The sequence below is a fragment of the Bacillus sp. RB3 genome, assembly GCF_030164735.1.
Lineage (GTDB): Bacteria > Bacillota > Bacilli > Bacillales > Bacillaceae_G > Bacillus_A > Bacillus_A cereus.
The window spans coordinates 1-14,844 of the sequence record NZ_JASNGE010000014.1 but is presented as its reverse complement, the minus strand read 5'-3'; the positions used below and the strand labels follow the sequence as shown (position 1 = coordinate 14,844).

The following is a 14,844-nucleotide window of genomic DNA, read 5'->3' as shown; positions in this document are numbered from 1 at the left end:
AAGGAGTTTTTGTTTTTATGATTTCAATTCAGCACTTACAAAAAAGTTTCGGAGATAATACCGTACTAAAGCATATAGATTTAACAGTTGAGAAGGGCGAGGTTGTTGTTATTATTGGGCCGTCTGGATCTGGTAAAACGACATTCTTACGTTGTCTCAATGTATTAGAAACGCCAAACGCTGGTAATATTCGTATCGGTAATAAAGAGCTTAACTTCTCTCAAAAAGTAACGAAGAAAGATATTGTTAATCTTCGTACGCAAACAGGTATGGTATTCCAGCACCATAATTTATTCCCGCATTTAACAGCACTTCAAAATGTAATGGAAGGGCTCGTTACAGTGAAAAAGATGGGGAAAGAAGAAGCGAAGAAAAAAGCAAACTATTTCCTTGAAAAAGTTGGTTTAGCAGATAAAGTGGATTTATATCCGTTCCAATTATCAGGCGGACAACAACAGCGCGTTGGAATTGCGCGCGCGCTTGCGATGGAGCCGGAAGTGTTACTATTTGATGAGCCGACGTCAGCGCTTGATCCTGAACTCGTTCAAGAAGTTCTGAAAGTAATGAAAGAACTTGCTAAAGAAGGCATGACGATGGTTATTGTAACGCACGAAATGCGTTTTGCACATCAAATTGCGAACCGTGTTATTTTCATGGATGGTGGTGTCGTTGTCGAACAAGGTACACCAGAAGAAGTATTTACAAATCCAAAAGAAGAACGTACGAAGAAGTTTTTACAAATGTTGCAATAAATTAAGGAAGGTCTCAAGGCATATGCCTTGAGACCTTTTTGCCATATATATTTATTTGTGGAATCCGCCAAGGCTTTGCTCAGCCATTGCAACTAGACGTTTTGTGATTTCTCCACCAACTGAACCGTTAGCGCGAGCCGTAGAATCTGCTCCTAATTGTACACCAAATTCTTGAGCGATTTCGTACTTCATTTGATCGATTGCAGCTGTTGCACCTGGTACTACTAATTGATTTGAAGAATTTTGGTTTGCCATAGGAATATATCCTCCTTAGAGTTATAAAAGTTTTTTTGGTTGGACTAGCTGGAGTTGAACCAGATTATCGCCCCGGTTGGCGCTAATCCATCGGTAATTAAGTTTGTACTCATAGTATGGATGTTACCTAGAAAGATATACAAAATAATAATTTGTAAATTTTGTCAAAAAAACTTATTGATTTCGTAAATTATGAAATAAGAGTAATCGTTGTATTTTTAAGAAAACAGGCCAAACTAAGGAGGATATTAAATATAATTTTCTCATTGTAGCCTGCTACTTGTAGGCTAATTATTAGCTTCTTATTTATGATTTATTGAAATAAAAATGAAATCGGTAGCAACTTTATAGTTCTATTTTTAAGTAGGGATGGAGTGGGCACTCCTATGTCTGGATAGGTTGCTCTCTTCACTCTAAAAAAGAGAGGCTTTAAACGATAAAGTATGGAGGAATCATGATGGGGATTTGCCCGCTTTGCAACGCATTAGAATCACAAACATATTCTTGTCAAAATTGCCAAAGTATACTCCAAGATTATGGGAAGTCTGTAGATTACATAGACGATTATAGTGCCTATATGGATCAAGAATTATTAAGTGCAGTAGATGGTTTAACGCATAATAATTCAAATGAATATTGCAATCATATTTTTTATTGCGGAGTATGTAACGTGGAAACTGAGGTTGTAGTAAAACTTGTGTAAATAGAAAACTTCCACCTTATTATCTAGGTGGAAGTTTTTGTTTTTGTATTTGTGAGTGAATCATAGGAGAAGGGATATGTTCGGTGTTTGATGAAGCCCCTGATTTTATTTGAGACATTTTTTCCTTTGTATCACGTAAAGAATGTTCAGTTAAGTAGACGGCATATTCGTAAAATAATTGGCGTGTCAGTTCACTTTGTTCTTTTAATTTGGCATCTTGGAATACAGTTCGCCCAGGTTTAGAGTTGGCTTCAAATAACCACGGATTTTCCTTTGTGTCTAAACCGATATCAAAACCGATTTCTCCAATATTTCCGGTTACTTGTTCATCGAGCGCGTAACTTATTTGTAAGGCAGTATGTTTTAATTTATTTTCAATTTGAACTTGTTTCGTTGAATCTGGAAAAAGCTCTTGTAGCAATTTTGTATTACCGCCACTATTTACGTGCGTTGTTAAACTGCCTTTGCCGGCGATTTTGGCGACGATTGCACTAACTATCCAATTACCGAAATGATTTTTATTTGTATGAATGCGGAAATCAACAGGTTGCCCATCGAAGCGAAGTAACGAAATACCTTGCTGTACGATAAACTTTTTTAAATCATGCCCTTTTAGTACATGGTTTAGAAGAGTTTCTAATGATTGATACTTTCTCAGTTTGTTTTCTTCATTTTCGCGATAACGACAGTAGTAGCAATTCTCTGTTTGAGAATAAAATATTTGATGAATATTTCTACCAAAGCTCCCGTGTATTGGTTTCATGTACACAGATTTATACGTGCCAAGAAACCGTTCTACTTGTTCAAAATGCTGAAATGCTTCTGTGTTTGGTAATAAGGGTCTAATTGATTCGTCTTTCATAAGAAGTTGATGAACTTCCCATTTGTTGAAAAAACCTGGGTTAAACCATGGAATGGAGTAGTCTTGTTCTAACTTTCTTTTTGCTCTGACGATTGGTTTATAATTTTCCGCTTGTCGATTCGGTAATCGATCGTAAATGACGTTTGGTAAAGGGACCTTTTTCTTTATCCATTGTTTCTCTTGAAAGAAATATCCTTCAATCGTTTCTTCTTCCCAGTTTATATGTTGAACGCCAAAGACGAATACGAACGGTCGTAATGAGAATGGTGGTGTTAACAACTCACTGAGAGCAATTGAACGATTTCCTAAAGGATTAGAAGAATCATCGTTAAAGCCAGTTGTGAAAATGCCGATTAATGGTCCGAAAATAATTGTTTGGTTTTGTGTGAATGCATGAATAGTAGTGGATTGAGGTAGTAAAAGTTTTTCGGCAATGTGTTTTCCGATAATAATTTCGCGAGTAAAGGAATAATGAATTTTCACCTCTTCACTTGGAATGTGACGTATACCGAAGGAGAGGGATGTAATAGGTGGCGTAATAGAAAAAACGTAAGGTAAAGTAATACTATTTGGATGTTCATCTGAAATATTTAATGTATATATATGTTCTTTCAAAATAGGTTTACCTCCTTTCATTATGGTGTAAAGCGACTGAATTTAAGTGGTCCGTGAAATATCTTTTCAGCTAATGAATCACTATGACGAATGTATTGTTTGTAAGGAGGGATCGTGTTGACATACATAAGCCAGATTGCACCTTTTTGATCCATAATTGTGGAAAGTTCTAGTTCAAATAACGAAGAATAAGACTGATCTAGTGTTTGGAATACTTCATTTATAATGTCGTGTAAAGCGTCGTGCAATAGTTGCACACCTGTACTAGATAGTACGTATTTAATTTTTGAAAATGAATGCAATGCATCATCGTCCGTTGCTGAGGGTAAAAGTTGATTAGGAAATGAACTTTTTTGTATAAATTGACCGATAACCTTCCAAGTTTGTTCTTTGTTTTTTTGCAAAATGGTTCGAATGTGTAGTGGATATGTTAATTGATTTGGTGGTTGTAGCATAGTGTGCACTATGTAGCGTGATGAACGTATGTTAGATTTACACCAAGATATAAATTCGTCTGTGCGTTTGATTGGAAGAGAAGTATGGTATTTTTCATTTACTGTATCGATCTGAAACGTTTTATTTTTGTAAGCGACTCGATATAAGTTATCTTTAGAATGTATATTAGTGGGGCGTATAATAATATCTTTAGTTTTTAACAACAGTTTGAAAATGTTTTGTATCGTCGCAATTTCAAATTTTGGTATATAAGGAGACAGTTTTTTATTAGTGAGAAATAAATCATGTAGTTCACTTGAATTAATAAGTGTGTTATTTAAAAAGGTAGTGGAAGGACGATTGTGCAAAGAGTGAATAATTGATTTTGCTTTTTCAAAGTCTGTTTCCTCGTGAAAAGAATAACGATCATATATATAAGAAGGAATAGGGAATGTTTGCTTTTTCCATTTTCCTGTATCTGTATCGTAAATAAGACCAGAAACAAGGTCTGTTTTAGGATCAATACAAAATGGCGTAAACTGGGCAACGACATTATGATAAAGCCGAGCGCGTTTAGCGATTTCGGTGTAATACGTTTGCTCATAATGAAGTTTAGAAGTTAAAAGGCCGAGAACCAACGAAATCACTCCTTTACTACTATTTGCATAATAGGCGAAGCTATATATTGCAAATACGTTTTTATACCATTATACTTTTGTCCGTATGATGATATGCTATAGTTTTGGAGAAGTGAAAGGTTGATTGTAATGAATATGTGGTTAAATATGTTAACGACGACAGGACTCGGAGCAATTATTGGAGGATATACGAATCATCTAGCGATAAAAATGTTATTTCGTCCTCATCGTCCTATTTATATCGGAAAGTTTCAAGTTCCATTTACACCAGGGTTAATTCCGAAGCGGCGTGATGAACTTGCTGTTCAATTAGGAAAAATGGTTGTAGAACATTTGTTAACACCAGAAGGAATCGGAAAAAAGCTAACAAATGAAGAGTTTCAAAAAGGTTTAATTCACTGGGCGCAAGTGGAAGTGGATAAAGTAATTACGAATGAACAATCACTGCGATATATGTTAGAGAAATGGAATGTAGCGCATGTAGAAGAAGAAGCGACTCGAAAAATCGAACATGTGATTACAGAAAAAATTCATGCATTTTTAGCAGAGTATTATACATATACATGGGAACAGGCTTTACCTCATTCTGTACATGAAAAGATAGAGAATGCGATTCCGAATGCCTCGGCGTTTATTTTAGAGCGAGGAATTAACTTTTTTGAAAGTGAAGAAGGGAAAGCGCGCCTTTCAAAAATGCTTGATGATTTCTTTGCTTCTCGTGGAACGCTACTTAACTTAGTTGGGATGTTTTTAGGGAATGTAAGTGTAGTGGATCGTGTGCAGCCAGAAGTTATTAATTTTTTAGGGCAAGATGGTACAAAGCAGCTTTTAACTGACGTACTGCAAAAAGAGTGGGAAAAGTTAAAAGGAAGAGATGTAAAAGAATTAGAAGCATTTGTAGAGAAAGAAATGATTGTAAGCTCCGTGCTGTCAGCAGTTAAAGTAGAGGAAACAGTGAGTAAGTTTTTAAATCAATCTGTTCAGCAAGTATGTGAACCACTTCGAGAAACAATTATTGAAAAAGTGGTTCCAAGTGCAGTAACGAAAGGCTTAAAGTGGGGAACAGAAAATGTAGAGAGTATACTAAATAATCTACACCTTGCGGAAATTGTCCAGCAAGAAGTGTCTACATTCTCAACAGAAAGATTAGAAGACTTAGTTCTGTCTATTACGAAAAATGAACTAAAAATGATTACGTATTTAGGAGCGTTATTAGGCGGAATGATCGGGCTCGTACAAGGATTGTTACTATTGTTTCTTAGATAATAAGGTGAGTACATAGAAATAAAAGTGAAATTTCTTCACATCTCTTGCATAGTTTGATATGGTAAGAAGAGGTGCGTATGTAAATGCACTGAAAAGGCAGTGCGTATGAAAAGCGCTAGCCTTCTAAAGGAGGAAAAATAAAATGACAAAGAACATTCATGATGTTGCATATGAATTACAAAAAGCAATCGCTGAAAACGATGACTTCAAAACTTTAAAAGAGAGCTACGCAGCAGTTCAAGCTGACACAGCTTCAAAGAACTTATTCGATGAGTTCCGTACAATGCAACTTAGCCTACAACAAAAAATGATGCAAGGCCAAGAAATCACTGAAGAAGACAATCAACAAGCACAAGAAGTTGTAGCTCGCATTCAACAAGATGCTAAAATTACAAAATTAATGGAAACTGAGCAACGCCTAAACGTTGTAATCGGTGACGTTAACAAAATTATCATGAAGCCACTTGAAGAATTATATAGCGCGCAACAACAAGCGTAATAGTGGAAGACGCTCCTAGTTTAGGAGCGTCTTTTTTGTTTAGGGAATTTAATAGTTATATCACAAAAACTCCCTTTCAAAATAGCCATTTCTTATTGATTATTTTGAAAGGGATATGTAACACATCGGTTAATTTTTTTTATTGCTGTTAATTGAAGTTTTAATATTTTTTTCGTTCAAAAACTTTTCAATCTCTTTTTGTTTCCTCCCATTTATTTTCTCAAAGCGCTTTGTAAAAGAAAAATTGGCCTTGAATAAGTTACCATCTTGGGCGAGTTTGTCTAATTCTTGATCTAGCTCTACGAAAATATCCGTAGATGATGACATAAATTCATAGATTTCTTTTGAAGGTTTTTTATAATCATTAGGTAAATTATTATTACTAATAAACTCATGGAAATTCATATCGTTTTGTTTCGCTAAATCAATTAGTTTTTGTAATTTTTCTCGGTCAGATTCCGTGAAATTCTTATCAGAATTTGTTGAAGCGAGAGGGATAATATTTTCAGATAACTTCCAACTATAATCTATATAATTTTTTATATTTTGTTTCATTTCGTCTTCATTAATAGTTTCATTTTTCTTTGAGGAACTAAATATATTTTCTGGAACTTTAATAGCAACATCTTTAATAGATTGTACATCGTTTTCTTCCTTAGGTTGTGCACTGTTTGAACAAGCTGATAGAAATAAAATTGTAAGTAACATGAGTGGATATAAAATATATTTTTTCATAGTAATCTCCTTTTACATTCATTAGTATCTTTGTAAAATAGCTAAATTCCATTTTAAATACTTAACTAAAAGTGAGTATATATGTTTTATCATTTGATAAGATATGACGGATATTAGTAAGCCGATGCAAAAGGCTATGAATACATTGTAAACATCGGAATAACTGATTTGATGAAACCCTTTAAAGAATCCTAATCCTATTAATAAGATAGGTGAAATAATTAATAACGGAGTGGCAATTATAAGTGCTAGAAGAAGCGGTAATAGAAAGAGTAATACGAAAAAGGCGATAATGATAAATATAAAGTTTAAAACACTTAAGCTCATAACAGAAAACAGTGCTGTCATAATATTTTTTAGGCTGCGTTTCTTGTCAGCTTTACTTATTACATATGAAATATTAAGTTCTTTAGCGATAGTTTTAGGGTTTCCTAGCTTTTTAGAAATTTCCTCTTCAGATATTCCATCTTGTTTACCACTAATAAAATGAGTTTCGTACTCCGAGATAATATCCTCCTTTTCTAAATTAGGCATATTCCGTAGGGAAGAACTAAGTTGCTCTAAAAATTCACTTTTGTTCATAACAATCACTTTCCTTTATAAAATGATGAATTATGGCTGAAAATCCTATCTTTTTTCTAAACAGCAAACACAATCTATATCTACTTTTTGAAAGGAGATATACTAATCGTGAATAACATTCCAAATAATGGGCATCCCATTATTTACAAATATATCACTTGCTATTATTCTTTGCAAGGTACTATAAATTTGTTAATAATGTGAATAGGTGGAAGTGTTTTTGTGCATTTTTAGGAGAAATATAAAAATGTTATTTTAAGATAAACAAAAGTTTGTAAGCGTATTCTTTGAATCTTGTCAAAATAATATCGAATTCATATTGTTGGAAAAATAATGCATTTGTAATATAATGATAAATGATACTTCACCACATTAATTAACTAGGTGAAATTAAAAATCTTTATTACACAAATTATGAAACAAAGGAATGATTAATTTGAGTACAGGTGTAAAAGTAAACGACGTGAAGACAAAAACAAAAGGAGCAGATCTTGTTGTTGATTGTTTAATTAAACAAGGTGTTACACATGTTTTCGGTATTCCAGGAGCAAAGATTGACTCTGTATTTGATGTATTGCAAGAAAGAGGACCAGAGTTAATCGTTTGTCGTCATGAACAAAATGCAGCATTTATGGCAGCTGCTATTGGTAGATTAACAGGGAAACCGGGCGTATGTCTTGTAACTTCAGGACCAGGGACATCAAATTTAGCGACAGGTCTTGTTACTGCGAATGCGGAGAGTGATCCCGTTGTTGCTTTAGCTGGTGCAGTACCGCGTACGGATCGATTAAAACGTACGCATCAATCTATGGATAATGCTGCACTATTCGAACCAATCACAAAATATAGCGTAGAAGTAGAGCATCCTGATAATGTGCCAGAAGCACTTAGTAATGCATTTCGAAGTGCGACTTCCACAAATCCGGGAGCTACTTTAGTAAGTCTTCCGCAAGACGTTATGACTGCGGAAACAACTGTAGAGTCTATCGGTGCGCTTTCTAAGCCACAGCTTGGAATCGCTCCCACAAATGATATTACATATGTAGTAGAAAAAATAAAATCAGCGAAATTACCAGTTATTTTACTCGGTATGAGAGCGAGCACAAATGAAGTGACGAAAGCTGTTCGTAAATTAATTGCGGATACAGAACTTCCTGTCGTTGAAACATATCAAGCAGCTGGTGCGATTTCACGTGAGTTAGAAGATCATTTCTTCGGCCGCGTTGGATTATTCCGTAACCAACCAGGTGATATTTTACTAGAAGAAGCAGACCTTGTTATTTCTATCGGTTATGATCCAATCGAGTATGATCCAAAGTTCTGGAATAAACTTGGCGACAGAACGATTATTCATCTTGACGACCATCAAGCAGATATCGACCATGATTACCAACCAGAGCGTGAATTAATTGGTGATATTGCCTTAACGGTAAATAGCATCGCGGAGAAATTACCGAAACTTGTATTAAGTACGAAATCAGAAGCGGTATTAGAACGATTACGCGCAAAATTATCAGAACAAGCAGAAGTTCCAAATCGTCCTGCAGAAGGTGTTACGCATCCACTTCAAGTGATTCGTACACTTCGTTCTTTAATTAGTGACGACACAACCGTTACATGTGACATCGGTTCCCATTCTATTTGGATGGCGAGATGTTTCCGTTCTTATGAACCACGTAGATTATTATTTAGTAACGGTATGCAAACGTTAGGTGTTGCACTTCCTTGGGCAATCGCAGCGACTTTAGTAGAACCAGGTAAAAAAGTAGTTTCCGTATCAGGTGACGGTGGTTTCTTATTCTCAGCGATGGAGTTAGAAACGGCGGTACGTTTAAATTCTCCAATCGTCCATCTTGTTTGGAGAGACGGCACATATGATATGGTTGCATTCCAACAAATGATGAAATACGGCAGAACATCAGCTACAGAGTTTGGCGATGTTGATCTTGTTAAATATGCGGAAAGTTTCGGGGCGTTAGGTCTTCGTGTTAACACGCCTGATGAATTAGAAGGTGTATTAAAAGAAGCATTAGCAGCAGACGGCCCTGTCATTATTGATATTCCAATCGATTATCGTGACAACATTAAATTAAGTGAAAAGTTATTACCAAACCAATTAAACTAATGGAGGCAGATTTGAGATGACTGTTGCGCAATTAATTGATATTGATGCAAAAAAAACGAAAATGAGTAATGAAGTATATCAAACATCTACAATGCTTGCGCTATTAGATGGTGTATATGATGGTGTGATTAGCTTTGAAGATTTGAAAAAACATGGTGATTTCGGCATCGGCACATTTGATCAATTAGACGGTGAAATGATTGCATTTGATAATGGATTTTATCATTTACGTTCAGACGGTTCAGCGGAAAAAGTAGAGCCAGAAGAAACAACGCCATTTGCAACTGTAACGTTTTTTGAAAAAGAAATGAGTTATACGGTAGAGCGTCCGATGAATCGTGAAGAAGTTGAAGCGTTATTACATGAATTAATGCCAAGTAAAAACTTATTTTACGCTATTCGAATGGACGGTACGTTCCGTGAAGTAAGAACGAGAACTGTTCCAAGACAAGAAAAACCGTATACACCACTCGTTGAAGTGACGAAATCGCAACCAATCTTTTCGTTTGAAAATACAGAAGGTACGCTTGCTGGATTTTGGACACCAGATTACGCACAAGGTATTGGGGTAGCTGGATTCCACTTACATTACATTGATGATGAAAGAAGCGGAGGCGGACATGTTTTCGACTATGTTGTAGAAAACTGCACGATCCAAATTTGTCAAAAAGCTCATATGCATTTAGCACTTCCAGAAACAGCAGATTTTATGGCGGCTGAATTATCAAGAGAAAACTTAGAGGATAATATTGCAACTGCGGAAGGTGCGGAGTAAAAGGAGAAGACTGTTCCACTTTGGAACAGTCTTCTTTTATTTGTCGGTAAGTCGATATCGTTTATTTCTTTGAAACAAACGGATGTCCCTCATAATAAAAACGCCACGGATAATGTACAGCTTCTTCTGCATAGTCGATATTAATACGAGGTCCTGCTGTTATTTTATATTGTAATGATATGTGTTCTTCTTTTGGAACTAATTCAATATGTAACGTATCACTTTGTAACGATACACCGCGTTCTTTTAAAGTGATGCCAAGTGCACGGCATAGTTTGCCAGGACCGTTCGTTAAATTTTTGTACTGCGCTTTTGTAATTTCGGTCTTATTGTAGCGCGCTAGTTTTATTTCTTCTATTCCATCTACCGGCTCAAGAGCTCGAATGAGAACACCTTGCGGGGTGCCCACTGGCGCTGTAATAACGTTAAAGCAATGATACATACCGTAAATTAAATATACGTAAGCATGCCCTGGTGCACCAAACATAACTTCTGTGCGATCTGTCCGTCTGCCTCCGTAACTATGTGCGGCCTTATCATCTGGGCCTTTATATGCTTCTACTTCTACAATGATTCCGCTTCGCTTTATTCCGTCTACAATATGAACAAGTTTTTGCCCGAGTAATTTTTTTGCGACTTCTAACGTGTCGCCTTCATAAAAAGAAGGAGGTGCCTGCATTGTACTATCTCCTTTGCTAAGTGTATATGTATATAGTAAACCAAATTTTCAGTAGTAATTCTAACTCGTTCTATTTGCTACATTTATTTCATAAATTATGGATAGAGTACAACAGCGAAGAGGGGGAGTGCGACATGATTTATCGCTTACTAGCTCTTAATATAGATGGGACACTACTATACAACAATGGAAAAATTGCAAAAGGATTACGAGAAACAATTGAATTTGTGAAAAGAAAAGATGTATACGTTACGTTATTTACGAGTCGTAATTTTCAATCCGCTCATAAAGTAGCAAAGGCGTTAAAATTAGATTCTATATTAGTGACACATGGTGGTGCTTTCGTTTCAGCAACGTTAGATAAGCCGTACGTTCAAAGAAGATTATCTGAAGAGAAGACTTTTAATATTGTGCAAGTGTTAGAGCACTTTGATTGTAACGTACGTATTTCTCATGAACGGTTTTCAATCGGAAATCGTGAGAGAAATACACCAAACTTAATTGCGCGCACTGTATTATCAAGTGCAGACCCGTTATTTTATCCAGTTCAATTTGTAGATTCGTTAGGTGATGCGCTTCGTGACCATCCGGTAGCGGCGCCAAAAATTGATGTTATTTTCCAAAGTAAAGGTGAAAAAGAAAGAGGACTGAACACATTAAGAAAAGCATTTCAAGATGTAGAGTATGTTGAATGTGATTCAAAACGAATAGAAATTTTATCGCAAAATGTATCAAAGTTACGTGGATTACAATTGCTTGGAGAGCATTTAAATATTTCGCTAAATGAAATGGTTGCGATTGGAGATAGTATGGAAGATTTAGAGGTTATTGAAAACGTGGGACTTGGGGTAGCAATGGGGAACTCGCCTGTAGAATTAAAGCAAGCAGCAGATTGGATCACACGTTCAAATAGTGAAAACGGTGTAGAGTATATGATTAAAGAGCATTTCCGTAAGCAATTCCCGCTTCCGTTTTTGAAGAATCATAAAAATACACCGAAACGATGACAAAAAAACGTAGCTTTTTGGCTACGCTTTTTTGTTTATCTTATTAAAAACAGTGAAAGCGTTTTAAAATATGAATTGTGTATGAAATCTATACAATTCACTTGAATCCTTTAGAAAACTAATGTAAAGTGGATGATGTTGCCAAAACAGTTACACCACATGAAATATTCTTCAGATTAATTTTATTGGGCTCCCATACGTAAAAGTATTTCCGCATGACAGTTTAGTTCACGTATTATTTCAAAAATGAATTGTAGCAATCTTATTAAGTAGTTGTAGTGTTTCTTTGTTTTATTTAAATGGATTATTTTAAGTTAATGTGAGTAAGGTTTGGTGCATATGATATGTACTTCTTTTTTGGGTTTTAGGAAGTTTAAAAGGGGGAATGAATTTCTTGAGGAAATCATTTAATCAAAAAATTAAAAAGTTAAGTAGTAGTTTAATAGTTGTATTACTAATATGTATGAATTTTTCAATCCATTTACCATTTAAAGCAGAGGCAGCTACAACAGAATTAAAAGGTTTAGGTGATGTATCTTATTACAACGCCATCATTTTTGGAGATCATAGTGCAACGAGTGCGGATATTGAAGGTGCGATGGCTGTTCAGAAAAATATGAACGCATCAAGTTATACAGTCGTAGCGGCTGCAACTGGAGCAAATAACTTAGCTGGAGCAACTTGGGTAGATGAAGGATATCCATCATTATTACTAGGTGGTCAATTTACGAAAGCGGGAGCAGGACAAGTAATTATTCAAGATGGAACAGTGGCGATGACAAAAGACGGTGACCCAGATGGCGCAATGAAAACATCATATGACCGTATCTCTTATAAAGAGCAAGCGGAGATTGATGCTAAGTTTAAAGAATTTAGAAAAGACGTTGATGGTGTAATCGGGGATGCAAGTAAACTACAGACTGATAAGCCAAAACCTAATATGAGCTTTGGCATCGGTGAAGATGTAAATAACCCTAATATTTATGTCTCTTCAGGCCAAACTGGAAAGAAAACATTTGATGTAAAAGACGTTTTTCTTCCGAATGTAGAGAATAAAGACTTTATTGTTATTTATTCAGATGCAGAAGAAGTGAGTTTTGGTGGCGGTGCAATTTTGTATGATACAAGAAATACTGGGATGGCGACGGATTTAATTAATACATCTCAAGCATACGATCCTAATTCATCATTTACTGAGTTAGCTAGTAAGGTAATTTGGGTATTTCCTAATGCTACAAAGATAATAACTAAAGGATATGGTGTAGTAGGCAGTGTGTTTGCACCTAATGCAGTTGTAGAAACAAAAGGTGGTTCTATTAATGGACAAGCCTATGTTGGAGGATTACACCAAAGAGATGGTTTTGAGGTTCATAACTTTAAATTTAACTGGCCAAAGTGGAATAAGCCAGCAGCTGAAAAAGGACATTTACAAATTAAAAAAGTTGATGAAAACGATGAAAATATTGTTTTAAAAGACGCAAAATTTGATGTTATAGACAAAGATAATAACGTTGTGGCTACTGTTACAACAAACGAAAAGGGTATTGCGGAAGTTAAAGATTTACCATTTGGTGACTATTTTGTAAAAGAAATAAATGCACCAGAAGGATATATAAAAGTTGATACACCAGTCAAAGTAACAATTGATAATACAAACGTAATTGAACTTGTTATGAAGAATACGAGAAAAGTAGAGAATGGCCAATTTAAATTATTGAAAAAAGATAGTGAATCTGGTCAACTTCTACCAGGTGCAAAATTTGATGTTATCGATAAAGATGGGAAAGTTGTGGAAACAATTGTTACAGATGATAAAGGTGAAGCCTTATCGAAACAACTTCCAGTTGGAAGCTATACATTAAAAGAAGTAGAAGCACCGAAAGGATATGAATTATCATCTAGTTCAGTTTCTGTTGATGTAGAGGCTAATAAAGTAGTGACTGTAGATGTGGTGAATAAAAAGATCCCCGAAAAAGTAACGGGTCAATTCGAAATCGTGAAAGTAGATGCGGAAGATAAAACGAAAGTATTATCAGATGCAGAATTCGAAGTGTATAAAGATGGTAAAAAAGTAGATACGTTACGAACAGATAAAACTGGTAAAGTAGTTTCACAGAAATTAGAGCCAGGAAAGTACACATTAAAAGAAACGAAAGCACCACAAGGATATAAGTTGTTAAAAGAAGAAATTGAAGTCGTTGTGGAAGCAAACAAAGTAGTAGAAGTACAAGTAGAAAACGCAAAAGAACTAGGAAGCTTACAAGTAATCAAAAAGGATTCGGAGAGTGGAAAAGTTCTAGCAGGTGCAGAATTTAAATTAAAGAACGAAGCTGGTCAAGTAGTTGGAGAAGCGAAAACAACGAATAAAGAAGGTGTTGTGAAATTCGAAAACTTAGTGCCAGGAAAGTACACGTTAGAGGAAACAAAAGCGCCAGAAGGTTATAAGGCGTTAGAAGTAACAGTAGAAGTAAACGTTGTAGCAAATGAAGTAGTAAAACAAGAAGTTATGAATGAAAAAGTGAAAGAAGAAATTACAGGTCAATTAGAAATTACAAAGGTAGACGCTAATAATACAAATAAAATATTAGCAGGCGCAGTGTTTGAAATTTGGAAAGACGGAACAAAAATCGACACATTAACAACAAACAAGAGCGGTAAAGCGATTTCTAAGAAGTTAGAACCAGGAGATTACACTTTAAAAGAAATCCAAGCGCCAGAAGGATATACTTTATCCGATAAGGAAATGAAATTTACGATTTCTAATGAAAAAATTGAAGTTGTAAAGCTTCAAATTACAAATGAAAAAGATACAGAAAAAGGTCCGGAAAAACCAGGTGAAGGAACAGAAAAACCAGGTGAAGGAACAGAAAAACCAGGTGAAGGAACAGAAAAACCAGGTGAAGGAACAGAAAAACC

Annotated in this window: 14 protein-coding genes; 8 read left to right on the top strand and 6 right to left on the bottom strand. The window is 35.3% G+C overall.

What is annotated here, in order from left to right:
* The first annotated feature begins 17 nt into the window (after positions 1-17).
* The gene (locus tag QO049_RS18180; RefSeq protein ID WP_000623610.1) at positions 18-752 is read left to right on the top strand and encodes an amino acid ABC transporter ATP-binding protein; all 735 of its coding nucleotides are present in this window, start codon (positions 18-20) and stop codon (positions 750-752) included.
* Between the two features lie 51 nt (positions 753-803).
* Here QO049_RS18180 and sasP read toward each other — a convergent pair whose 3' ends face one another.
* Positions 804-1,007, bottom strand: a complete 204-nt coding sequence (gene sasP / locus QO049_RS18175) for a small acid-soluble spore protein, SasP family (protein WP_000013338.1) — start codon at positions 1,005-1,007, stop codon at positions 804-806.
* 457 nt (positions 1,008-1,464) lie between these two features.
* On the opposite strand from sasP, the gene QO049_RS18170 reads away from it, so the two are divergent.
* Positions 1,465-1,710, top strand: a complete 246-nt coding sequence (locus QO049_RS18170; protein ID WP_000510474.1) for a hypothetical protein — start codon at positions 1,465-1,467, stop codon at positions 1,708-1,710.
* Between the two features lie 19 nt (positions 1,711-1,729).
* Here QO049_RS18170 and QO049_RS18165 read toward each other — a convergent pair whose 3' ends face one another.
* A complete protein-coding gene (locus QO049_RS18165; RefSeq protein WP_098286511.1) occupies positions 1,730-3,187 on the bottom strand; it encodes a YheC/YheD family endospore coat-associated protein in 1,458 nt (485 codons plus the stop codon).
* A 20-nt stretch (positions 3,188-3,207) separates the two neighbouring features.
* On the bottom strand, positions 3,208-4,260 hold the full coding sequence (locus QO049_RS18160; protein WP_284489370.1) for a YheC/YheD family endospore coat-associated protein: 1,053 nt from the start codon (positions 4,258-4,260) through the stop codon (positions 3,208-3,210).
* A gap of 129 nt (positions 4,261-4,389) precedes the next feature.
* On the opposite strand from QO049_RS18160, the gene QO049_RS18155 reads away from it, so the two are divergent.
* Both QO049_RS18155 and QO049_RS18150 read left to right on the top strand, forming a co-directional pair.
* Positions 4,390-5,526, top strand: a complete 1,137-nt coding sequence (locus QO049_RS18155) for a DUF445 domain-containing protein (protein WP_284489369.1) — start codon at positions 4,390-4,392, stop codon at positions 5,524-5,526.
* Between the two features lie 142 nt (positions 5,527-5,668).
* Complete coding sequence (locus QO049_RS18150; RefSeq protein ID WP_000164610.1) at positions 5,669-6,025, top strand: YlbF/YmcA family competence regulator; 357 nt, start codon at positions 5,669-5,671, stop codon at positions 6,023-6,025.
* A gap of 129 nt (positions 6,026-6,154) precedes the next feature.
* On the opposite strand, the gene QO049_RS18145 is transcribed toward QO049_RS18150, so the two are convergent.
* Positions 6,155-6,760, bottom strand: coding sequence for an NDxxF motif lipoprotein (locus tag QO049_RS18145; protein WP_098280074.1), 606 nt, complete (start codon positions 6,758-6,760; stop codon positions 6,155-6,157).
* Positions 6,761-6,781: 21 nt separating this feature from the next.
* A complete protein-coding gene (locus QO049_RS18140; protein WP_284489368.1) occupies positions 6,782-7,342 on the bottom strand; it encodes an HAAS signaling domain-containing protein in 561 nt (186 codons plus the stop codon).
* A 436-nt stretch (positions 7,343-7,778) separates the two neighbouring features.
* Here QO049_RS18140 and alsS point away from each other — a divergent pair, with 436 nt between their 5' ends.
* Positions 7,779-9,467: an acetolactate synthase AlsS gene (gene alsS / locus QO049_RS18135; protein ID WP_000103546.1), complete on the top strand. Its 1,689-nt coding sequence runs from the start codon at positions 7,779-7,781 to the stop codon at positions 9,465-9,467.
* A 16-nt stretch (positions 9,468-9,483) separates the two neighbouring features.
* Positions 9,484-10,242: an alpha-acetolactate decarboxylase gene (gene alsD / locus QO049_RS18130; RefSeq protein ID WP_098616958.1), complete on the top strand. Its 759-nt coding sequence runs from the start codon at positions 9,484-9,486 to the stop codon at positions 10,240-10,242.
* 61 nt (positions 10,243-10,303) lie between these two features.
* On the opposite strand, the gene QO049_RS18125 is transcribed toward alsD, so the two are convergent.
* On the bottom strand, positions 10,304-10,921 hold the full coding sequence (locus QO049_RS18125; protein ID WP_001148796.1) for a DNA-3-methyladenine glycosylase: 618 nt from the start codon (positions 10,919-10,921) through the stop codon (positions 10,304-10,306).
* Between the two features lie 134 nt (positions 10,922-11,055).
* Here QO049_RS18125 and QO049_RS18120 point away from each other — a divergent pair, with 134 nt between their 5' ends.
* The gene (locus QO049_RS18120; RefSeq protein WP_284489367.1) at positions 11,056-11,928 is read left to right on the top strand and encodes a Cof-type HAD-IIB family hydrolase; all 873 of its coding nucleotides are present in this window, start codon (positions 11,056-11,058) and stop codon (positions 11,926-11,928) included.
* 385 nt (positions 11,929-12,313) lie between these two features.
* Positions 12,314-14,844: MSCRAMM family protein (locus QO049_RS18115; RefSeq protein WP_284489366.1), on the top strand; the 2,531-nt coding region annotated here is incomplete at its 3' end.